This window comes from Candidatus Methylomirabilota bacterium (genome assembly GCA_036005065.1).
In the GTDB taxonomy this organism is placed as follows: Bacteria; Methylomirabilota; Methylomirabilia; order Rokubacteriales; family DASRDR01; genus DASYQW01.
Genome location: DASYQW010000137.1, coordinates 1 through 22,359, shown reverse-complemented (window position 1 = coordinate 22,359; position 22,359 = coordinate 1). Strand labels below are relative to the sequence as shown.

At 71.0% G+C, this 22,359-nt stretch carries 18 protein-coding genes; 15 read left to right on the top strand and 3 right to left on the bottom strand.

Features of this window, described 5'->3' with window-relative positions; all coding sequences use genetic code 11:
• Window positions 1–637 precede the first annotated feature (637 nt).
• Window positions 638–1,351: a hypothetical protein gene (locus VGW35_10015; GenBank protein ID HEV8307991.1), complete on the bottom strand. Its 714-nt coding sequence runs from the start codon at window positions 1,349–1,351 to the stop codon at window positions 638–640.
• A 589-nt stretch (window positions 1,352–1,940) separates the two neighbouring features.
• On the opposite strand from VGW35_10015, the gene VGW35_10010 reads away from it, so the two are divergent.
• From VGW35_10010 to VGW35_09950, 13 genes are all read left to right on the top strand, one after another.
• Entirely contained in the window at window positions 1,941–2,198 is a 258-nt protein-coding gene (locus tag VGW35_10010) for a hypothetical protein (GenBank protein ID HEV8307990.1), read from the top strand.
• A gap of 233 nt (window positions 2,199–2,431) precedes the next feature.
• Window positions 2,432–2,743, top strand: coding sequence for a BON domain-containing protein (locus VGW35_10005; GenBank protein HEV8307989.1), 312 nt, complete (start codon window positions 2,432–2,434; stop codon window positions 2,741–2,743).
• A 211-nt stretch (window positions 2,744–2,954) separates the two neighbouring features.
• Window positions 2,955–3,764 carry a Cof-type HAD-IIB family hydrolase gene (locus VGW35_10000; protein HEV8307988.1) on the top strand — a complete coding sequence of 270 codons (810 nt, stop codon included), beginning with the start codon at window positions 2,955–2,957 and terminating at the stop codon, window positions 3,762–3,764.
• A gap of 96 nt (window positions 3,765–3,860) precedes the next feature.
• The gene (locus VGW35_09995) at window positions 3,861–5,015 is read left to right on the top strand and encodes an extracellular solute-binding protein (GenBank protein ID HEV8307987.1); all 1,155 of its coding nucleotides are present in this window, start codon (window positions 3,861–3,863) and stop codon (window positions 5,013–5,015) included.
• A gap of 267 nt (window positions 5,016–5,282) precedes the next feature.
• A complete protein-coding gene (locus tag VGW35_09990) occupies window positions 5,283–6,107 on the top strand; it encodes an ABC transporter permease subunit (GenBank protein ID HEV8307986.1) in 825 nt (274 codons plus the stop codon).
• Window positions 6,108–6,226: 119 nt separating this feature from the next.
• Window positions 6,227–7,051, top strand: a complete 825-nt coding sequence (locus tag VGW35_09985; GenBank protein HEV8307985.1) for an ABC transporter permease subunit — start codon at window positions 6,227–6,229, stop codon at window positions 7,049–7,051.
• Window positions 7,052–7,114: 63 nt separating this feature from the next.
• Window positions 7,115–8,164 carry an ABC transporter ATP-binding protein gene (locus VGW35_09980; GenBank protein HEV8307984.1) on the top strand — a complete coding sequence of 350 codons (1,050 nt, stop codon included), beginning with the start codon at window positions 7,115–7,117 and terminating at the stop codon, window positions 8,162–8,164.
• Window positions 8,165–8,193: 29 nt separating this feature from the next.
• Window positions 8,194–9,240, top strand: coding sequence for an ABC transporter substrate-binding protein (locus VGW35_09975; protein HEV8307983.1), 1,047 nt, complete (start codon window positions 8,194–8,196; stop codon window positions 9,238–9,240).
• 36 nt (window positions 9,241–9,276) lie between these two features.
• Window positions 9,277–11,478 (top strand): iron ABC transporter permease, encoded by a 2,202-nt coding sequence (locus tag VGW35_09970; GenBank protein HEV8307982.1) that lies wholly within the window; start codon window positions 9,277–9,279, stop codon window positions 11,476–11,478.
• A 150-nt stretch (window positions 11,479–11,628) separates the two neighbouring features.
• Window positions 11,629–12,705: an ABC transporter ATP-binding protein gene (locus VGW35_09965; protein HEV8307981.1), complete on the top strand. Its 1,077-nt coding sequence runs from the start codon at window positions 11,629–11,631 to the stop codon at window positions 12,703–12,705.
• 6 nt (window positions 12,706–12,711) lie between these two features.
• The gene (locus VGW35_09960) at window positions 12,712–13,467 is read left to right on the top strand and encodes an SDR family NAD(P)-dependent oxidoreductase (protein ID HEV8307980.1); all 756 of its coding nucleotides are present in this window, start codon (window positions 12,712–12,714) and stop codon (window positions 13,465–13,467) included.
• Window positions 13,468–13,576: 109 nt separating this feature from the next.
• Window positions 13,577–14,677 (top strand): metallophosphoesterase, encoded by a 1,101-nt coding sequence (locus VGW35_09955; GenBank protein ID HEV8307979.1) that lies wholly within the window; start codon window positions 13,577–13,579, stop codon window positions 14,675–14,677.
• 190 nt (window positions 14,678–14,867) lie between these two features.
• On the top strand, window positions 14,868–17,291 hold the full coding sequence (locus VGW35_09950) for an SBBP repeat-containing protein (protein ID HEV8307978.1): 2,424 nt from the start codon (window positions 14,868–14,870) through the stop codon (window positions 17,289–17,291).
• On the opposite strand, the gene iolE is transcribed toward VGW35_09950, so the two are convergent.
• Window positions 17,278–18,177: a myo-inosose-2 dehydratase gene (gene iolE / locus VGW35_09945; GenBank protein HEV8307977.1), complete on the bottom strand. Its 900-nt coding sequence runs from the start codon at window positions 18,175–18,177 to the stop codon at window positions 17,278–17,280. The two genes, VGW35_09950 and iolE, sit on opposite strands and share 14 nt — an antisense overlap.
• Window positions 18,178–18,384: 207 nt before the next feature.
• Window positions 18,385–20,235, bottom strand: coding sequence for a 3D-(3,5/4)-trihydroxycyclohexane-1,2-dione acylhydrolase (decyclizing) (gene iolD / locus VGW35_09940; protein ID HEV8307976.1), 1,851 nt, complete (start codon window positions 20,233–20,235; stop codon window positions 18,385–18,387).
• A 115-nt stretch (window positions 20,236–20,350) separates the two neighbouring features.
• On the opposite strand from iolD, the gene VGW35_09935 reads away from it, so the two are divergent.
• Together VGW35_09935 and VGW35_09930 are read left to right on the top strand one after the other, a co-directional pair.
• Window positions 20,351–21,373: an ABC transporter substrate-binding protein gene (locus VGW35_09935; GenBank protein ID HEV8307975.1), complete on the top strand. Its 1,023-nt coding sequence runs from the start codon at window positions 20,351–20,353 to the stop codon at window positions 21,371–21,373.
• Window positions 21,374–21,400: 27 nt separating this feature from the next.
• Window positions 21,401–22,359, top strand: a 959-nt coding sequence (locus VGW35_09930; protein ID HEV8307974.1) for an iron ABC transporter permease, incomplete at its 3' end; no start/stop codon positions are given.

Sequence of the window (22,359 nt, the reverse complement as noted above, 5' to 3'; positions counted from 1 at the left end):
GCCGCCCTGGGCCGGGCCGCTCCACCATGTTGTTAGCCGATGTCTCGCACACCTCCTCGGGTCACTCAGGCGCTGCCAGTCTGACTCGGGAAGAGTTCGCGATTCGCCACGATCTCATAGACCACGATGTTGACGAGCTTCGCAAAGTACGCCCAGCGATCGTCATCAAGGCTGTTGCGCGAATAGGATTCCCAGCACGACGATTCAACGGTAGAGAGAAGCCAGGCGTCGTATTCTTCGCGAGTCAGTGGTCGAGGCGATCCAGGCGCTGCGGGGCGTGGAGCTCACCGGCGCCATCATCTTGATGGCCGAACTCGGAGACATCATCACGACCCTCGCCCCCAAGAGCGAAGCAGGCGCCGCGACGGACACCTGTACGGTGGTACCCAACCCACGGATATCAGCATGATCAACCGTCGCAGTTACAGGCTCCGCCTCTTCCGATGGCTCGAGCAACCCCCATGAAGGCAAACGGCACCCGCGATCCGGGGGTCTTCGTGGCTCTTGACAGTGGAAGTCATATCAACGGTCGCGATGAGCGGCCGCCGAGGCGCAAAGCGCCGAGGGTACCCAACGGCAACGCCGTTGGGCGGTCCGCTCGATCGCCGGGTTAGCCGTCATGCGCTCGCCCGCCGGGTCACGGACGGTCGGCCGGAGCGGCCGGCGCGGGTGCGACCGGACGTGCCCCCTGAGGGGGAATGGCGCGGATTTGCCAAGGCGGCTCCGCCGGCTGCGGGACGCCCGCCTTCTCGCGAAGGGGCACGAGGAGGTGATTCAACCCGGGCGGCAGCGGGCCGAGCGCCTGCGCTTCTTCGTAGAGTGCGCGATAGAAACGGGTGGCAACCCCCTGCGGGTCCCCGAGCGGGATCATCTTGAAAGTATCGTGATCCCGGCAGCCGGTTTCCGCATACATCGAGAGCAGCGCGACCCGCTCCTCGGCAGCAAGCTTCGAGCGGACGAGCGTGCGCACGACCGGGGCGCCCCCGCTGCGAAAGTCGGATTGCTGGTCGAAGCCGGGTTTGTGCGCCATGACGGCCGGATCTCTCCGAATGACCGGGAAGCCCTGTGGCGCGGCCCACGAACCCGACACCTCGAAACGGCCGCGCGCGTCCGTCTTGCCGATGGCCGCGTGCAGGCACACAGATTCTGCGTGTCCGAGCCGAGGGATGGTACCCTGCCAATGAACGATCACATAGGCGTCGGCGGAAGGAACGCGCGTCCATTGGCTCCTCGGCGCCTCGGGGTTCACCACCTCGAAGACCTGACCCTCAACGCCGGCGCCGTGCGCCACGCAGGCCGCGGCGAGGCCGAAGGCACCGACCACCAGAATCAGTGCGGTCCAGCTGGACAACGGTTCCGGAAGGTATCGACTTGCGCGACCCAACGGCCTTCCCATTAGACATGTCCTTATCGCGCTAGAAGTATCGCGCTAGAAGTGGCTACGGCTAACTCGAATTCGGCCACAGGATACCCAGGTCTGCGTATGACGGCAAACGCTGCGAGGCCACGCGGCCTATCTCGACGGTCCGCCAGTTTCCTGTACGGACCTCCGGTCCTTGCGATTCGCGACCTTGCGCCCATTGGCGGGACGGTGACACACCAAGACACGCGACGTGGCTCGGCAGCGTATCTTGGCGCATCTCGCTGAGGAAGAGGGGGGCGGGGTCATGGGGGAGAACATCCGGTCCGCTGGGCTCCGAACGGCAGCCGGACCACGGTTCAGGACGTGGGTGTAGGTCTCGACGACCTGATACCGGCCTGCCTCAGGAGCCTCGCGGTCGCCCTCGGCCGATCAGAAACCGGCCACGACACCGGCTAGAAAGTCTCCGCCCGCAGGCCCTCCCGCCGAGTCGGCTGGGGCGAAGTGCCGGAAATGTGGTGAATTTCATGGGATTCTTCCGACAGCCGCGCTGGCACGGGTCCTGCTCTCTCCGAGGGCCATGAGCGCAAACCTGGAACTCCTCGTGAGCCGCCCCGCCGACGCGACCCCAGGATCCGACCCGGACCGCCGCGTCGACTGGCCCCGGCCCGAGCTGAAGCTCCTCCAGGGTGGCCGGGCCCGTCCCAAGCGGCTCGGACCGCCGACGGCCCCGCCTCCGGGCGCCGAGCGCCCGAGTGACGCCCCGTCGCGCATCATGTTGCCGGAGGTGCCGATCTATCTCCGGCCGATCCCATCCTGGCTGCCGCGCCTCTGGTAGGCTGACCGCGCGCCGGCGAAAGTGAGCCGCGCCCGGCGCGGGGGCATCTGGACCCTCCCGGCACCCGCCTTGCTACCCCGCTCGGCGGATCGTGTTTTCCTCTAGATCGTGACACTGAGGGAACCCACGCTCCCGGCGCGAGACGGCAGAGACCCGCCCGCGCCCCGGGCCGGGGACCCTCACGCCGCCGAGCAGCCGGCCGTCTACCGGTGCTCGATCGAGGAGGTCTCGCCATGTCGCGCGCTTTGCGGTCACTCTGGGTCGTCCCGCTCATCGTCGGCCTGCTGGTCGGGTGCTCCGCCGTGAAGGGGAAGACGATGGGCGAGAGCATCGACGACTCCACCATCACCACCGAGGTCAAGGCCAAGCTCGCCGCCGAGAAGGTCGCCACGCTGACGAAAATCAGCGTGAACACCAACCGCGGCTCGGTGTACCTCACCGGGAACGTCGAGAACGAGTCGATGAGGCTGCGGGCTGCGGACATCGCGCGGCAGGTCGCCGGCGTCCGCGAGGTCGTCAACAACCTCAAGATCCAGGCTCAGTAGCGGCGCCGGCTCCCGTTCGCGCTGACGCCGGCCTGAGCCGGGCTGGGACGAGGTGTCGACAGAATGACCCGGGCCCCTTGACGATCGGGCCGGCCGCCGGTAGGCTCGGAGCCCGCCATGGGGCGTCGTCTCCGGCTCGCCGGCGCCGGCCCTTTTCCGCTCCCGCTGCCGGGGCCGCTCCCGGCGGCCTCGCGCTGATCGGTCATCGCCGGTGCCCTACCGGCTGGTGGTGGCCGATCTGGACGGTACCCTGCGCTCGCGCGCGCTCGGCGTCACCGAGGGGGTGCGGGTGGCGGTCGCCCGGGCTCAGGCGCAGGGAGTCCGGGTGTGCGTCGCGACCGGGCGGATGTGGAAGTCGGCCGCCCCCTGGGTCCGCCTGCTCGGGGCCGACCCGCCGGTCATCCTCTACAACGGCGGCCAGGTGCTCGACTTCACCGCCGGCCGGATCCTCTACGAGCGGCGGCTTCCTCGGGACGTCGCTCGCCACGTCCTCACCGTCCTGCGGCGCGATCCCACGGCCCAGATCCATCTCTACCTGAACGACCGGGTCTACGTGGAGCGGCCCGATCCGCTCACCGACGCCTACGCCGCGGACGACGGGGTCCAGGTCGACCTGGTGCCGGCACTCGAGCAGCTTCTCGCCGAGGATCCATTCAAGCTGCTGGTGATCGGGACGCCGGAGCGCATGAGCGCCCTCGGCGGGGCGGTGCGCGAGGACGGCGTGGCGGTTCACGCCGTCCAGTCCGAGCCGACCTACCTCGAGATCCTTCCGGCCGGGGTCTCGAAGGGCCGGGCGCTCGAGGCCATGCTCGAGACGCTCGGCATCGCGCCCCGGGAGGTCGTCGCGGTGGGGGACAACTGGAACGACCTCGAGATGCTCGAGGTGGCCGGGCTGGGGGTCGCGATGGGACACGCCCCGGCCGGGGTCCGTGCGCGAGCCGCGGCCGTGTGCGGGACCAGCGAGGAAGAGGGGTTCCGGGAGGTGATCGAGCGATTCGTCCTCGAGGGGCCGCCCGCTTGATTCCCGCCCTGCCTGTGGCATAGAGTGGGGGCGATCCGGGCGACCCGGATGGAGCGTCATCCGCGACCGCTTTCCGCGCCGGCTAAGGAGGCCCCCATGAGCAGCGTCGTCCCCGTGCGCTGGCCAGTCCGCTGGATGCTTGCCATCCTGGTCGTGCTCGTCTTCGGGTGGTCGGGCCCGGGGGCGGCTCAGGTGACCCTCAACGTGGTCACGGCCGGTGACACCAACATGCACGACCTGCAGCGGACCGTCTTCGGGCCAGAGTTCGAGAAGCGGAACCCCGGCGTCAAGGTGAACGCGGTGGGAAGCGGCCCCGGGGAGGCGGGGAGCCGCGTGATCGTGAACAAGATCAAGAGCCAGAAGGACGCCGGCGTGGCCAAGTGGGACGTGGACGTGGCGATCGTCCACCAGATCGTGATGCCGGAGCTGATCCAGCAGGGGCTGGTCGCCCGGTATGGTCCCGAGATCGGGACGTACAAGCTCATGACCGCGCCCGACGGCCGGAACGCCCTCGGCTTCAACGTCGAGGGCTACGTGATGCCGATGTTCCACAGTCAGGTGGTCCTCGCCTACAATCCCGAGATGGTGAAGAACCCCCCGGGCACCTTCGACGAGCTGGTCGCGTGGATCAAGGCCAATCCCCGGAAGTTCGGCTATAACGGCGTGAAGGGCGGCATGAGCGGCGTCGCCTTCACCACGGCCTGGGTGTACTGGAAGACGGGGCAATACGACAAGTACGCCAAGGGACCCTACGACAAGAACGCGCAGGACGCCTGGCCGGCGGCCATCAAGGAGCTGAAGAGCCTCCCGGTCACGCTGACGACCGGGAACAACGACACGCTGGATCGGCTCAACCGGGGCGAGATCGCCATGGGCCCCGTCTGGGTCGACATGCTGATCGACCTGAAGAACCAGGGCCGCATGGATCCCAAGATCCGCATGAAGCTGGTCTCGCCAGGCTTCCCCGGCCAGCCCATGTACCTCGTCGTCCCGAGCAAGGCCGCCAACTACGACGTGGCCAAGAAGTACGTCGAGTTCATCACCTCCCCGGAGATGCAGGCCAAGGTGATCGTGGAGCGGAACGGCTGGTACCCGGGGATCGACGGCCAGCATGTGTTGCCGCACGTGTCGGACAAGGCCAAGGGGCTCCTGTTCCAGGACGTGCCGCCCGACGCGCTGGCCAAGAACGGGCTCTCGTTCCCGCTGAGCCCCTACTTCAAGGACCTGATGACGGCCTACGAGGAGAACTGAAGCAATACGGGTGACCGTCCGGCCGGGGCGAGGACCGAGCAGCCCTAGGTCATTCGGGGGGGTCTTCCGAGACCCCCCCGAGGCCCCCCCGTCGTGGCGGCGGCGAAGCCGCCGCTCGGAGCACTCCTCGATGCACCACGCGCTCGGTGGTCGGCGCCGAGGTTACTCCGACACACACCTGGAAGGCAGGTCCGAGGGGCGCGCCGCAGGACGTCGCGGGGCTGAGGACCCGCCGTCCGAGGCCTGCCGACGACTGAGGACGACGGGATGCGAAGGTCGTCGCCCCGGCTCCTGAGCCTGGCCATCGCGGCGCCCCCCCTGGCCATCATCATCTGGCTCTTCTTCATCCCGTTCCTCTCCTCCGTCCACCTGAGCTTCCTCCGCGATGGGCAGTGGACCCTGCGCAACTACTACCTGGTCTGGCGCCTCTACAAGTTCGACGTCCTCTACACCCTCGGGCTGTCGGTCGTCAGCCTGATCCTCGTCATCGGGATCGCAGTCCTCCTGTGCGGGTACCTCCGGATCGTCGGGCACCGGGCCGTCGAGTTCCTGTTCAAGGTTCCCCTCTTCGTGCCGTTCGTCGTCGTCGGCCACGGGATGCGCGTGCTGCTGGCGCCGCGGGGGACGTTGAACTCGGCCCTGGCCCAGGTCGGCCTGATCGATCTGGCCGATCCGCCCTCCATCGCGTTCGGCTGGGGTGGCATCGTCGTCTCGCTGGTGTGGAAGAACCTGGCCCTGGCCGTGCTCCTGGTGCTCGGGGCCTATCGGGCCGTGGACGAGGCCTTCCTGGAAGCCGCCCGCAACGTGGGCGCGTCGACCTTCCGCCAGATCACGGATATCCTGCTGCCCATGGCGGCGCCTTCGCTGGTCGTGGCCTCCGCCTTCATGTTCACCTCGATGCTCGCGTCGTTCTCGATCCCCCTCATGATCGGGTCGGGCGAGCCTCCCCAGATGCTCATGGTGGACGTGTACTACCGGATCAACTACCAGGACGACCTCGGAACGGCCAACGCCCTGGGCATGGTCTCCTACCTTCTGGCGATGGGCGTGGCCGGCTACTACCTCCGGACCATCACCGCCAAGGCCGCCTGAGGCCCGGTGCCGGAATTGACGGGGGACATGGCCGTGCGGGGACGACGGGGAGCGGCGGGCTGCTGGTGGGGGGGTTTGGGGGGGAGCGGCAGCAGGCGCTCCCGCCCCAAATTGAGCTGATGCGAGACACGTCGCCCGCGGCCCAGGACCTCTGGCGGGCCAGCCTCCGGATGGCGGGCACGGTCCTGGCGTCGTTCGTCATCCTGGCCCCCCTCTCGAGCCTGGTCATCTGGTCGTTCACCCAGAAGTGGTTCTGGCCCCATCCGTTCCCGCAGGAGATGGGGTTGTTCTACTGGCGGAAGGTGCTGGAGGGGGATCTCTTCCGAGCCCTCCACTCGGGCTTTCTCATCGCGGTGATCGTGACGGCGCTGACCCTGGTGCTGACCGTTCCCCTGGCCTATCTGCTGGCGCGTTACCCCATCCCGCTGAAGGCGGTCATCCTGCTGATCTTCCTCCTGCCCCACGCCTTCCCCCAGCTCCCGGTCTTCGTCAACGCCACCACGCTGCTCTACCGGGCCAACCTGGCCGCCAAGCTGTCGGGAGTGGTGCTCATCCATCTGGTGGGCGCCCTGGTGTACGCGGTCTGGACCATGACCGCGGTCTTCAAGTCGATCCCGGAGAGCCTGGAGGAGGCCGCCATCAACCTGGGCGCGTCGCGGGCGAAGACCTTCTTCTCCGTGGCGCTCCCGCTGGCGACCCCGGGCATCGTCGCCAGTACCCTGCTCGTCTTCCTCTACTCGCTCGACGAGTTCACCGGGACGCTCCTCGTGGGCAGTCCGTTCGTCCTGACCCTTCCCGTCTACATGTACCGGACCTCGGTCGGCTACGAGCTCCAGGTGGCGTCGATCGCCGCCCTGATCCTCATGCTGCCCGGGATCGCGTTGCTGGTCCTCCTGGAGCGTTACATGAAGTCGGAGTATCTGTCCATGTTCGGTCGCCTGTGAGCGCCATGACGCTGACCGTCGCCGCTCGGCGCTCGCGGCCCGGCACAGGGAGCCGCTAGTCTCGTGGAGGTCAAGGTCGAGAGGCTGACCAAGCGCTACGGGGCGGTGGCGGCGCTCGGCGGCGTGAGCATCGGCTTCCCGAGCGGCGAGCTGAGCGCGATCCTCGGGCCGTCGGGTTGCGGCAAGACCACGCTGCTCCGGAGCCTGGCCGGCTTCGTGGCGGTGGACGAGGGCCGCATCCTGTTCGGCGGCGAGGACGTGACGGGCGTCCCGCCGCAAGCGCGCGGCACGGCCATGGTCTTCCAGAACTACGCGCTCTGGCCCCACATGACGATCTTCGACAACGTCGCCTATGGGCTCCGCCTCAAGCGGCGGCCGGAGGCGGAGGTCCGGGCCCGCGTCGCGAAGGTCCTGGATCTGGTCGAGATCGGTCAGCTCGCCGGGGTCATGCGCCGGAAGCCCGCCGAGCTCTCGGGCGGGCAGCAGCAGCGGGTGGCGCTCGCGCGGGCGCTGGTCGTCGAGCCGCGCGTCCTCCTGATGGACGAGCCGCTCTCGAACCTGGACGCCAAGGTGCGCCAGCGTCTGCGGGTGGAAGTGCGGCGGCTCCAGAAGACCGTCGGCATCACCGCCATCTATGTGACCCACGACCAGGAGGAAGCCCTCGCCATCGCCGACACGGTAGTGCTCATGAACGCCGGCCAGGTGGTCCAGAGCGGGAGCCCGCAGGAGATCTACTTCCGTCCCCGGAGCGCCTTCGCCGCCGAGTTCCTGGGAGTCAGCAACCAGCTCCGGGGGACCGCCGATGACGGCGCGCTCGCGGTCGGCAGCCAGCGCGTTCCCTACGGGGGTCCGATCCGCGGCCCGGCGACGCTCGTCTTCAAGGCGAGCGACGCGGTGCTGCTCCGCGGCGGAGAAGGGGCGGCCGGCGCCGGCGCCGCGCTCCGCGGCGTTCTGGAGGAGCGGCTGTTCCTCGGCTCGGTCTACCGCCACTACGTCCGGATCGAAGGCGAGACGCTGATGGTGGATGCGTCCGAGCCGGTCGAGCCGGGGCCGGTCACCGTCCGGATCCCCGACGGCAAGCTCCAGGTCTACTCGTACGACGGCGCGCGATGAGCATTCCATCCGGCGCCAAGGAGGCGACCATGCCTGTTCTGAAGACGATGGGCGCGCTCGTTCTCGGCCTCGTCGTGGCCGCGCTCGGACTGAGCGCTGCCGTGACGCCGGGCGAGGCCCAGGGGCAGCTGAACCTCTACTGCACACCCCAGGAGGAATGGTGTCGGGTGATGGTCACGGCCTTCGAGAAGGCCACCGGCATCAAGGTCAACATGACCCGGAAGAGCTCTGGCGAGTTCTACGCCCAGGTCAAGGCGGAGGCGGCCAATCCCAAGGGCGACATCTGGTGGGGCGGCACCGGGGACCCGCACCTGCAGGCGGCCGAAGAAGGCCTGACGCTGGAGTACAAGTCCCCGAAGCTTCCCGAGCTGCACGACTGGGCGGTCCGCCAGGCCGAGCAGGCGAAGTACCGGACGATCGGTGTCTACGCCGGCGCCCTCGGGTTCGGCTACAACGCGAAGCTCCTCGCCCAGAAGGGGCTGCCGGCGCCCAGGTGCTGGAAGGACCTCCTCGACCCCCGCTTCAAGGACGAGGTCCAGGTGGCCGACCCCAACTCGTCGGGGACGGCCTACACGCTGCTGGCCACCGTGATCCAGCTCTTCGGGGAGGACCAGGGGTTCGACTACCTGAAGAAGCTCCACAAGAACGTGAACCAGTACACCAAGTCGGGGGCGGCTCCAGCCAAGGCGATGGCACTCGGCGAGACCCTGGTCGCGATCACGTTCATGCACGACATCGTCGTGTATGTGGTCCAGGGGGATCCGGTCAAGGCCGTGGCGCCCTGCGAGGGGACGGGTTACGAGATCGGCTCCATGAGCCTGATCAAGGGCGCGCAGAACCTCGAGAACGCCCGGAAGTGGTACGACTGGGCGCTCACCTCGGAGGCCCAGGCGCTGGGGGCCCAGGCCAGGTCCTACCAGGTGCCCTCCAACAAGAAGGCCGCCGCCCCGCCCCAGGCGCCCAAGTTCTCCGAGATCAAGCTGATCAACTACGACTTCGCCAAGTACGGCTCCTCGGCCGAGCGCCGGCGGCTCCTCCAGAAGTGGGATCGCGAGGTCAAAGCGCTCCCCAAGTAGGCCGCGCATGCGCCTGGCTCCGGCCGGCGAGAGGCCATGACCCGCGTCGCCGCCTGGTGGACCGTCCTCGGCTGGCTCGGCCTTGCCGTCTTGCCATGGTACGGCCTGCCGCATGGCGGCCTGACGGACCCGGCCTGGCTCCGGAACTACCCCGGCCCCACGACCGCCCCCGCGCTCTGGCAAGGCCTGGCTCACGGGCGGCCCTGGCTCCTCCCGCTGGCGCTGCCGCTGGTCCTGTCGCTCCTGGCCTGGCGGCGCCCGCGGGACGACCCCCGGGTCGGCGCGATCCTCCTCGGCGCCGGCGCCCTCGGCCTCGCCTGGATGGCCGCCCAGGGGCTCGCCATCGGGCTCCGGGGGTGGTCTACCGGCTGGCTGGCCGGTCTCTTCGGCGGGCCGGGACCGCAGCAGCCCGCCATGGGCTACGGCGCCGGGCTGGTCGCGCTCGCCTTCCTGATGCTGCTCTGCCACGGCTTCGCGGCGCGGGGCTGCTTCCGCGGCGACGCCTTCCTGACCGGGGCGACGGGGCTGGTCGTCGCCCTGATCACCCTGTTCGTCTTCTTCCCCATCGTCAGCGTGCTGGTGAGCGCCGTCCGCGACGAGGCCGGCGCGGTGGCGCCGTCGGTGTTCTTCGAGAAGCTCCTCGACCGCTCGGTGTGGGGGCTCGACTGCCTGACCGGCCCGGTCCGCTGCGGCGTCGCCTGGAACACGCTCTTCCTGGCCAGCGTCGTCGGCGCGGGCACGACGCTCCTCGGCCTCGCCTTCGCCCTGGTGGCCACCCGGACGGCGTTCCCGCTCAAGGGCGTCTTCCGCGCCCTCACCGTGCTCCCCATCATCACGCCGCCGTTCGTGATCGGGGTGGCGCTGATCCTGCTCTTCGGGCGCTCGGGGGCGGTCACCGCCTTCCTGTCCGACGCCTTCGGATTGCCCCGGACGCGCTGGCTCTACGGGTTCCCCGGGGTGTTCCTGGCCCAGGTCCTCGCCTTCACGCCGATCGCCTTCCTCGTCCTCATCGGGGTGGTGCAGGGGATCAGCCCGTCCCTGGAGGAGGCCGCCCAGACGCTGCGGGCACGGAGCTGGACGACATTCCGCACGGTGTCATGGCCGCTCATGCGGCCGGGCATCGCCAACGCGTTCCTCCTCGGGTTCGTCGAGAGCATGGCGGACTTCGGGAACCCCCTGGTGTTGTCCGGCAACTACGAGGTGCTCTCGGTCAAGGTCTTCTTCGCCGTCGTGGGGGCCGCCCACGACCAGGGCCGGGCGGCCGTGCTGGCCCTCGTCCTCCTCGGGTTCACGCTGGGCGCCTTCTACGCGCAGCATCGCTGGCTCGGCCGGCGAGCCTACACCACGGTGACGGGCAAGGGCGACGCCGGCCTGCCGGCGGCCTTGCCCCGCTGGCTCACCTGGGTCTGCTACGCGGTCACGGTTCCCTGGACGGTGTTCACCCTGGGGATCTACGGGGTGATCCTGGCCGGCGGCTTCGTCCGCGCCATCGGGCGCGACTACACGCTGACCTTCCAGCACTACCTGACCGGCTTCGCGGTCGAGGCCACCCCGCGCGGCCTCCACTTCACGGGGGCCGCCTGGAATTCCTTCTGGACGACGCTCGAGATCTCGGCGATCTCGGCCCCGCTCACGGCCGCGGCCGGGCTGCTCACCGCCTACCTCCTGGCCCGCCAGTCGTTCGCCGGCAAGCGCGCGTTCGAGTTCGGCACGATGTTGAGCTTCGCCATTCCGGGCACGGTGATCGGCGTCAGCTACATCCTCGCCTTCAACGTGCCGCCGGTCGAGCTGACCGGGACCGGGGCCATCCTGGTGATCTGCTTCGTGTTCCGGAACATGCCGGTCGGCGTCCGGTCCGGGATCGCCACCCTGAGCCAGATCGACCGGAGTCTCGACGAGGCGTCGCTCACCCTGGGCGCCCGCTCGCTCACCACGGTGCGCCGGGTGGTGCTCCCGCTCCTCCGCCCGGCCCTGGTGGCGGCGCTGGTCTACAGTTTCGTCCGGGCGATGACCGCGGTCAGCGCGGTGATCTTCCTGGTGAGCGCCCAGTACAACCTGGCCACCGCCTACATCGTGGGACGGGTCGAGGCCGGGGAGTTCGGCCTCGCCATCGCGTACTCCTCGGCGCTGATCGTCGTCATGCTGCTGGCCATCCTCCTGATCCAGGTCGCCGTCGGCGAGCGCCGCCTCGGCCGGCGCGCCGCCGGAGAGCTGACACTCCAGCCGGGGGCCGGCTGAGCGAGCGATCGGCTCGATTCCAGCATGGCGGTAACCCCGAGCGCGCGCCCGAGTGGTACGATGGGCGCTGACCGCGGAGTCGCGGGCGCTGGCCGCTCGGCCGAGCGCCGGGGCCGCATCGAGCGCTGGGAGCGGGACGTGGGAGGGATCATGGCGCAGCCCGGGGATCGCGCCGCCGCCTCGGTCGAGTTTCGGCGGGTGACGAAGCGCTACGGCCCGGTGGTGGCCGTCGACGCCGTCTCCTTCACGATCGAGCCCGGCACGCTCGTGACCTTGCTGGGCCCCTCCGGCTGCGGGAAGACCACGACGCTCCGCTTGATTGCCGGGCTCGAGATCGCCAGCGAGGGGCAGATCCTGATCGGCGGCCGGGACGTGACCCGGCTGTCCGCCGCCGACCGGAACGTGAGCATGGTCTTCCAGTCCTACGCCCTGTTCCCACACATGACCGTGGTCGAGAACGTGGCCTACGGCCCCATCGTCGCCGGGATGCCCAGGTCCCGGGCCCACGCGGTGGCCCGAGAGCAGCTCGCGCTCATCGGCCTGGAAGGGCTGGACCGCCGGCTTCCCTCGGAGCTATCGGGTGGCCAGCAGCAGCGGGTGGCGGTGGCCCGAGCGCTGGTGCTCGAGCCGCTGGTGTTGCTCTTCGACGAGCCGCTCTCGAACCTGGACGCCAAGCTCCGCCGGCGCGTGCGGGATGACATCCGGGAGCTCCAGCAAAAGCTGAACCTCACCGTGGCCTACGTGACTCACGACCAGCAGGAAGCGCTGGCCGTCTCGGACCGGATCATCGTGATGGCCAACGCCACCATCGCCCAGGCCGGGACGCCCCGCGACCTCTACGAGGCGCCGGCGAACCTCTTCGTCGCCGACTTCGTCGGCGACGCCAACCTGGTGAGCGCCGAGCTGATGGCCCGGGACGGCGAGCAGGCTCGCGTGCGGATCGGGGACGTCGAGGGACGCCTCCCGCACCGGGGGGCGGCGCCCGGCCCGGTGAAGGTCTCCATCCGTCCGGAGTCGCTGCTGCTCGCCACCGAGTCCCCGGGTGGAGCGGCGATCAAGGGGTCGGTGGCCAAGGCCGCGTACCTCGGCACCCACATGGAATACACCGTGGCGACCGCGCTCGGCGAGCTGTTCGTCGTCGACCGCGCCGTGACGCATCCCATCCCGGTGGGCAGCCCGGTCTGGATGCGGCTGGCCGACCACGGCGTCACGGTCGTCTCCGGCTGAACCGTCATGCGTCTGAGGGATCGGACGGCCATCGTGACGGGCGCCGCCAGCGGGCTCGGGCTGGGGATCGCGCGGGCGCTGGCCCGGGAGGGCGCGCGGGTCGCGATCCTCGACTCGAACGAAGCGGGGGCGACGGCGGCCGCCGAGGACATCCGCGGCGCGGGCGGCGAGGCGGACGCGATCCGGACCGACGTCACGGTGCGCGCGGACGTCGAGGCGGCCGTGGCCGAGGTGGTGCGGCGCTCGGCGGCCATCCACATCCTCGTCAACAACGCCGGCTGGGACCGGCCCATGCCGTTCCTCGAGACGGACGAGGCCTTCTGGGATCGGATCATCGCGCTGAACCTCAAGGCCCACTTCCACCTGGCGCAGGTGGTCCTCCCCCACATGATCCGCCAGGGCGGCGGCAGGATCGTGGCGATCGGGTCGGACGCGGGTCGGGTCGGCTCCTCCGGCGAGGCCGTGTACTCCGCCGCCAAGGGCGGCGTCATCGCCTTCACCAAGACGCTGGCCCGCGAGATGGCGCGCTACCGGATCAACGTGAACTGCGTGTGCCCGGGACCCTCGGAGACGCCGCTCTTCCAGAGCGAGTTCAGCGCGGCGCGGCCCGGCCTCGCCGACGCCCTCAAGAAGGCGATTCCGTGGGGCCGGCTGGGCACGCCGGAGGACGTCGCCGGCGCGGTGGTGTTCCTCGCCTCCGATGAAGCCGAGTTCGTCACCGGGCAGACCGTGTCGGTCTCCGGCGGCCTCACCATGATGTGACCTGCCCCGGATCATCGTGACCAATTTCGACGCCACCAATCGCTACATCGCGCTGGCAGCCAGTCGCCCGGCGACGGCCCCGCCGCGCTCTGCCTGACCGCCCCGGGCCTTGCGGATCATCCGGTGGGTCGTCCTGCTCCTGGCGGTCGCGCTGGCCGCCGCGCCCCTGGTGGAAGTCGGAGCCTACCACCTCCGGGACCGGCGGATCCGGCTGAGGACCCTGGTCCAGCTCGATCCGCCGCCGGCCCACGCCCTCGTCCGGTACGCCGGGCACACGCTCATCGTGACGGGAGCCCTGGTCAGGCAGGCGCGGCCCGACCGGCTCGTCCTCCGCGCCTGGCAGCCGACCCCGACGATCCACGTCGCGGAGCCGGGCGCCGGGCCGGTCACGATCGAGCTGGAGAACGTCCCCGGCCGGATCGGTCTCCGCGCCTCGGGGCCCGTCGAGGAAAACCGCACCGGGAAGACGCGGATCCTCCGCTTCGCGCCCGGGGAGACCCGTCAGCTCCTGCTCGTCGACCGGGGTCGTGAGGTCACCTTCGCCGTCCTCGGGGACACCGGGGACGACCCGACGTTCCCGGAAGCGCTTCGGCGGGCCGACGAGCTCGGCGCCGAGTTCCTGCTCCACGTGGGCGACCTCATCTACGGCGACGAGCAGATGCCCAACATCGCGCGGATCGTCGCCCAGTCGCCGATTCCCGTCTTCATCGTGCGAGGGAACCACGACTACCGGAATACGGAGCGGATCGAGTTCATGCGCGCCCTCGGCCCGCCGTACTACGCGTTCGTGGTGGGCGGCGCCACCTTCATCGTCCTGGACAATGCCGGCAACTACCTGCCCACGTTCTGGCGGCGCAGCACACAGTACCGGTGGTTCGCCGCGATCCTGGACGTCCCCCGGGAGGGGCCGCTGTTCGTGGCCATGCACAAGCCGCTCTTCGACCGCCGTCCCACCCACGAGGCGTACCTGGACGACGAGCCCTTCGCCACCCAGCTCATGCGCGACTTCGTCCGCGTGCGGCTGGACGCGGCGCTGACCGGTCACGTTCACGACCACCACCTCTGGGTCGAGCAAGGGATCCCGTTCGTCGTCAGCGGCGAGGGGTACCAGTCCCCCAAGGGCACCACTCACGGCCAGCGCATGGCCGTACTCCGCGTCCGTGGCCGGCAGGTGGAGATCGAGCAGGTCCCCGTCTGGCGCCGCCGGTGAGACGGCCCGGGCCGCGGCCCGGCTCCACCGACCGGCAAAACTTGCACATCCCGTCCCGCCCCTTCTAAGGAGATCTCCGGCCCGAGCATGTCGCGGGCAGCGCCGCCGCGGCGACGGCGTGCCAGCGCGCGGGCCGCCGAGCTGGCACAGCCGTTGCTCCTCTGGAGAGGAGCACATCCAGGGAGGTGCCATGCGAGCTTTCGGTCGAATCGCCGGGACGTGGGCACTCGCGGTCGGCCTCGGGTTGACGGGCCCGGCCGGGACGGCGTCGGCGCGCCCGCCCGCGAACGATCTCCGGCTCCCGCTCTTCTTCGAGGCGAACGAGGGGCAGACCGACGCCCGGGTCCGATTTCTCGCGCGCGCACCCGGTCACACGCTCTTCCTGACGCCCACCGAGGCGGCGCTCGTCGTCGCCACGAGTCGGGGCCCGGCCGGCGTGGTGCGGATGCGGCTGCTGGGGGCAAACCCGGCGCCGGTCGTTTCGGGCCGGGACGAGCTCCCCGCCAGAGCGCACTATCTCGTGGGGCGGGACCCGGCCGGCTGGCGGACCGACATTCCGACCTATGCCCGGGTCGTGTACCGGGGCGTCTATCCCGGCGTGGATCTCGTCTACTACGGACGCCAGGGGCAGCTCGAGTACGACTTCGTCGTCGCCCCCGGGGCCGATGCCGGGGGCATCCGGCTGGCCTTCGACGGCCTCGACGCGCTGACCCTCGACGCCGCCGGGCATCTGGTGCTGAGGAGCCCCGGCGGCGAGATCCGCATCGAGCGGCCCGTGATCTACCAGGAGGTGGGCGGTGCCCGGCGCCGGATCTCCGGGGGCTTCGAGCGCCGAGGTCCGCGCGAGGTCGGCTTCCGACTCGGCAGCTATGACCGGCGCCGAGCCCTCGTCATCGATCCCCGGCTCGTCTACTCCAGCTTCCTCGGCGGCGGCGGGCTGGACGTAGCCTCCGCGATCGCGGTCGACGCGGCGGGGTACGCGTACGTGACGGGCGTGACCACCTCCGCGGACTTCCCGGGCGCCGGCATCCCGGCGGGCGGCGGCGACGCCTTCGTGGCGAAGCTCAGGGCCGACGGCTCCGGCCTGGTCTACGCCGCTTACCTCGGCGGAAGCGGCCTCGACGTGGGCCGCGGCATCGCGGTGGGTCGGGACGGCAGCGTCCACGTCGTGGGGGAGACGTACTCGGCCGACTTCCCGACCGTGAACGCGCTCCAGTCCGGGAACCGCAGCGGGTCGTGCGGCCACGGGCTCTGCGGCGAAGCGTTCGTGGCCAAGCTGGGGCCGACGGGCGGGAGGCTCGTCTACGCGACGTACGTGGGCGGCTCGCTCGGCGACGCGGCCTACGCGGTCGCGGTGGACGGCGCGGGATTCGCCTACGTGACCGGCAGCCTCTCGGGCACAGGGCGCGTCGTGTTCTCGGCCCGGAGCCACTTCCACCCGACCGGCCGGGGCGGCGCCTTCGTCCTCAAGCTCGCCCCGGGCGGCTCGCTCGCCTACTCGGCCGATTTCGGCGTCGGGGCGGGGTACGGCATCGCGGTGGACGGCGCCGGGGCGGCCTACGTCACGGGTGTCGCCTGGGAGGGCTTCCCGACGGTGAACGCGCTCCAGGCGACGTTCGGTGGCCGGTTCGGTGACGCGTTCGTGGCCAAGCTCGACCCCTCCGGCACCAGACTCGTCTACTCGACCTACCTCGGGGGAAGCGGCTTCGATCAGGGCCTCGGCATCGCGGTGGACGGCGCCGGTCAGGCCCACGTGACCGGTCTGACGGAGTCCCCCGACTTTCCGGTGGCCCATCCACTCCAGCCGGTCTGTGGGTGCCGCCTCGACGTGTACGACGCCTTCGTCGCCAAGCTGAACGCGGGGGGGTCGGCCCTCGTCTACGCCACCTTCCTGGGCGGGCGAGGGGACGATCGGGGCCAGGGGATCGCGGTGGACGCCTCCGGGCATGCCTACGTCGCGGGCTCCACTCGCTCGAGCGATTTTCCGATCGCGGACCCCGTGCAGGCGAGGCTCGGGGGCGGGACCTGCATCGACGGGCCCTGCTCGGACGCGTTCCTGGCCAGGCTCGATCCGGCGGGCGCCAGGCTCACCTACGCCACCTACCTGGGGGGGAGCGCGGCCGATGAGGCGCTCGGCGTCACGGTGGATGCGGCGGGGAACGCCTATGTGGCCGGCTTCACCGATTCGGGTAACTTCCCGACCGCCCGCGCCTTCCAGGGAACACGTCGCGGCGGCCGGGACGCCTTCGTCGCGAAGATCGGGCCGGGCGGCCGGCGGGCGCCGAGCTTCGCCATCGGGCCGACGACGACCGTGCCCCCGACGGCCGGCCCGGGGTCGGTCCTGCTGATCCGGACGCGTGTGAGCGCGAGCACCGCGGCGTCGGGGATCATCGTCGACCTCGAGATCTACGACACGGCTGGAAGGCGGGTCGCCCAACGCGTCTACGAGCGGCAGGGCTTCACGCCCGGCCAGGCTCGTCCCTACCTGTGGCCCTGGCGCGTGCCCGCGGGCTTGCCGGACGGCCGCTACACGCTCAAGGTGGGCGTCTTCGACGCGGACTGGAGCACCCTCTACACCTGGGAGGACCGGGCGGTCACGCTCACGGTCCGCTGAGGCCCGCGGCCGTCACGGCGCGCTGGAGGTGCGTGAACCCGAGGCGGGCGTAGGTGAGGGGGTGGGCCACGGCCGGATCCTGCTCCGCCTCGACGACGAGCCAGCCGGCGTAGCCGGCGGCCTCGAGGATCCGCATCAGCGCCGGGTAGTCCACGATGCCGTCCCCGGGCACGGTGAAGATGCCCGCCACCACCGCGTCGAGGAAATTCCAATCCTTCCGCTGCGCCTCGGCCAGCACGGCGGGGCGCACGTCCTTGCAGTGCACGTGTCGGAGCCGCCCGGCATGACGGCGGGCCACGCCGAGCACGTCGCCGCCCGCGTAGCTGAGATGCCCGGTATCGAGCAGGAGCCCGACCGCTTCGCCCGTGACCCCCATCAGGCGGTCGATCTCCGCCTCGGTCTCGACCACGGTGCCCATGTGGTGGTGATACGCGAGCCGGACCCCGCGCCCCTGCAGGTGCTCGGCCACCTCGGTCAGCGCGTCGCCGAAGCGTCGCCACGCCTCGTCGCCTTCGAGCGTCGGGCGGCGGGAGAGCGGGATCCCCCGCCGCTCGTGGACGCAGCCGCTCACCTCGGCGAAGACCATGACGGGAGCGCCCATGTCGGCGAGGAGGTCCAGATGATCCTGGACGGCGGCGATCTCGTCCTTGACGGAGCGCGTGAGCAGTTCCGCCCCGTACCAGCCCGAGACCAGGGCCAGCCCGTGACGCTCCAGGATCGGCCGGAGCTCGCTCGCCCGGCGCGGGAATTTCCGGCCGAGCTCGATGCCCTCGTACCCTGCCTCGCGCGCCTCCCGCAGACACACCTCGAGCGGGATGTCGCCGCCGAGCTCGGGGAGGTCGTCGTTGGTCCAGCCGATCGGGTTGACGCCGATCCGTACCGCCATATCAGTAGCCTCTCGGGTTAACCGCGTGCAGTGTGCAGCCTGACCGCGCGCTCACGGTACAGGGCTTCGCCCGCGCAATCTCCGTCGGAGTAACCCGGGGCCGACCACCGAGCGCGTGGTGCGTCGGGGGGTGCTCCGAGCGGCGGCTTCGCCGCCGCCACGAAGGGGGGGCCTCGGGGGGGTCTTCCGAGACCTCCCCGAAATGACCTACCCCTCGCGCCGCTGCCGGCGCCGGGCCTCCGCGTAGCGCGCGTGAGCGGCGCGCACCTCGGGCCGAGCCGACTCTTCGGGGATCGGCACGTCCCACCAGGCCCCGCCGATCGCCGAGGGGGCGGCAGGATCGGTCTCGATGACGATGACGGACGTTCGGTCCGCGGCTCTGGCCCGCGCGAGCGCCGCCTCGAGGTCGGCGATCGACTTGACCTGCTCGGCCGCCGCGCCCAGGCTTCGGGCGTGGCCCGCGAAGTCGATGGCGGGCGGCGAGCCGTCCTCGCCCTCCCCGTGGAGCATGTTCCCGAACGGCGCGCCCCCGCACGCCTGCTGGAGCCGGTGGATGCAGGCGTAGCCGTGGTTGTCGAGGACGACGATGACGAGTTTCTTCCCCAGCATCACCGAGGTGGCGATCTCCGAGTTCAGCATCAGGTAGCTGCCGTCCCCGACCAGCACGAACACCTCGCGCTCCGGGAGGGCCATCTTGACGCCGAGCCCCCCGGCGATCTCGTACCCCATGCACGAGTAGCCGTACTCGAGGTGATAGCCCTTCGGGTCGGTCGCGCGCCAGAGCTTGTGGAGCTCGCCCGGGAGGCCGCCCGCGGCGCAGACGACGATGCCGCCGGGCCCGGCGGCCCGGTTCACGGCGCCGATGACCTGGCCCTCATTCGGCGGGACGGCGTGACCCGGGGTGGTGGCAGCGTCGACGGCGCGGTTCCACTCGGCGGCCAGACGCCCCGCCGACGCCGTCCACGCCTCGGATGCCCGCCAGCCGCCGAGGGCCGCGCTGAGGTCGGCCAGGCCGCGGCGGGCGTCGGCGACGAGCGAGAGGGCGCCGTGCTTCCGCGCGTCGAACGCGGTGACGTTGAGACCGACGATGGCGAGGTCCGGGTTCTGGAACAGGGCGCGGGACCCGGTCGCGAAGTCGCCGAGGCGGGTGCCGGCGGCCAGTACCACGTCGGCCTCGGCCGCCAGCGCGTTGGCCGCGCTCGACCCGGTCACGCCGATGGGCCCGACGGCACAGGGGTGATTCCAGGGGAGCGCCCCCTTGCCGGCCTGGGTCTCGGCCACCGGGACGCCGTGGCGCTCGGCGAACGCGCGCAGCGCCTCCCAGGCGAGCGAGTAGTGGACGCCGCCCCCCGCGACGAGGAGCGGCCGGGCACTGCGACGCAGTGACTCGGCGGCGGCCGACAGCTCGGCCGGGTCGGGGCCCGGCCGCCGGAGGCGGTGGATCCGCGGCTGGAAGAAGGACTCGGGATAGTCGGCGGCCTCGGCCTGGACGTCCTGGGGCAGGGCCAGCGTCACCGGCCCGCAGGCCGCCGGGTCGGTGAGGACGTCGATGGCGGCGGGGAGGCTTCTGAGAAGCTGTTCCGGCCGCGTGATCCGGTCCCAGTAGCGCGACACCGGCCTCAGGCAATCGTTGGCGGTGACGGTCGGGTCGCCGAAGTCCTCGACCTGCTGGAGGACGGGGTCGGGGCCACGGCCGGCGAAGACGTCGCCGGGCAGCAGCAAGAGCGGGAGGCGGTCGACGTGGGCGACGGCGGCGGCCGTCACCAGGTTGGTGGCTCCCGGGCCGATCGAGGTGGTGCAGGCCAGGAGACGCCGGCGGCTCGACGCCTTGGCGAAGGCGATGGCGGCGAGGGCCATGGCCTGCTCGTTGTGCGCCCGCAGGGTCGGCAGCTCGCCCCGCACGGCGTAGAGCGCCTCGCCGAGGCCGGCCACGTTGCCGTGGCCGAAGATGGCGAAGACCCCGGCGACCAGCGGGCCCTCGGCGCCGTCCACCTCGCTCCGCTGCGCGCACAGGTATCGCACGAGCGCCTGGGCCATGGTCAGTCGAACGGTGCTCATCGCGGCCCTCCGGGGTTGGGGCGGTACGCCAGGCCACTGGTTTCGGATACTATATTGCGTTATCGTGGCAACCTCAACGCCGGCGACTCCCCACATCCGGGCGGAGGGCAAAACGATGCGCACCCGACTCGGCCTGATCGCGTTGGTACTCCTGGGGTTGCTCGGGGCCGCCGCGACCCCGGTGCGTGCCCAGGGGCGGCTCAACCTCCTGTGCAGTCCCGACCCGGCCTGGTGCGAGGCCGTCAAGCGCGAGTTCGGCAAGGCGACCGGGATCCAGACGGAGTTCGTCCGGCTCAGCTCGGGAGCCGCCCTGGCCCGGGTCCGGGCCGAGAAGGCGAGCCCGACCTTCGACGTCTGGTTCGGCGGCAGCGGCGACTCCCACTGGGTGGCGCAGGCCGACGGACTCCTGGAGTTCTTCCAGCCGAAGGCGTGGGCGGAGCTGCGGCGGGAGCTCGTCCGGGCGGTGGACGGTCACTACATCCCACTCTATACCGGCCTCCATGGCTTCGGCGTCAACGAGCAGATTCTGCGGGAGAAGAACCTGCCGGTACCCGAGACCTGGAAGGATCTCGGCGACGCGAAGTACAAGGGCCTCGTCGCCATGCCCAACCCCAACACGTCCGGCACCGGCTACGTGATGATGACGACGATCGTGCAGATCTACGGTGACGAGCCGGGCTTCGAGCTGCTGAAGGCGATCCACAAGAACGTCGCCCAGTACACGCGGAGCGGCGGCGACCCGAGCCTCCTGGCGGGCCGGGGGGAGGTCGCGGTCGGCGTCTCCTTCGCCAATGACGTGGTGGAGCGGGCCCGGAAGGGCTTCCCGATCCGCTTCGTCGCGCCCCGGGACGGGACCGGCTACGAGATCGGCGCCCTCAGCCTGGTGAAGGGCGCGCCCAACCGGGTCAGCGCCCTCCGGTTCATCGACTGGGCGCTGGACCCGGAGAACCAGAAGCTCGGGCCCCAGAACGGCGAGGTGAGCGTCCAGTCTCACAGCCGCGCGGCCGTCGACAGGGACGTGCCGCGATTCGAGGACGCCAAGGTCATCGCCTACGACTTCGGCAAGTACGGAACACCGGCGGTCCGGGACGCGCTGATCAAGCGCTGGACGGAGCAGGTGTTCCCCATCCCGCGCTGACGGGCGCGCCGGGCCTCGTCCCGGGCCATGACCCGCCGCGCGGCCACCTGGTGGGCGGCGCTGGGCCTCGGGGCCTTCGCCGGTCTGCCCTGGTCACGAGGCGCGGCCGTCGGCGGACCCGTGGCGTCGGGGCTCGCCCTCGCAGCGTCGCACCGGCTCGCCGCCACGGTCGGCCTCACCCTCCTCCTGACCTTCCTGGTGGCCCTGGCCCGTCCGACGCGCCGGACCGGCCGGGCCCTGGTGGTGACGGCCGGCGGTGGCACACTGCTGGCGCTCGGCTGGGTCGTGGCCTCGGAGGCGCCGCTCGGCGTGGGGGCGCTCGTCACCACGCTGAGCCTCCTCACCGTCAGCGGGCTCGGGCTGGCCCGGGCCGGGCTCGTGCGGGGCGGCGGCTTCGTGGGGGCGGCGATTCTCTGGGCGAGCCTGCTGGTGGGCCTCTTCGTCGTCTACCCTCTGGTGGCGATGCTGCACGCGAGCGTGGTGGTCCAGGGTCACGTCACACCCGACGTCTTCCTCAAGACGCTCGGCTCACCGATCTTCCTGCTGGTCGCGCACGAGGCCCTGCCGGTGGCGCCCGGCGTGGCGGCCCTGTGGGGTGGCGCGGCGGGCCTCGCCGCGGCTCTCGCGTGGACGCTCCACGGCCGGCGCCGCGGCGCGGGCGCCGCGCGGGTGGTGGCGTTCGTCGCGATCGGCGGCCTGGCGGGCCTGCTCCTGGCGGCCCGGGGCGCCCTCCGCAACAGCTTTCTCCTCGCCCTCCTGGTGGGCGTGATCGCCACCGGCCTCGGCCTCGCCTTCGCGCTTCTCGACGCGCGGAGCCGTCTCCCGACCCGCCGCCTCCTGGCCCCGCTCTCGGTGCTGCCCATCATCACGCCGGCGTTCGTCCTGGGCCTCGCCTTCATCTACCTCTTCGGGCGGCGCGGCTCGGTGACCCACGGGCTCCTCGGCCTCGACAGCGGCGCCTTCTTCGGCCCGCTGGGCGTCGGGGC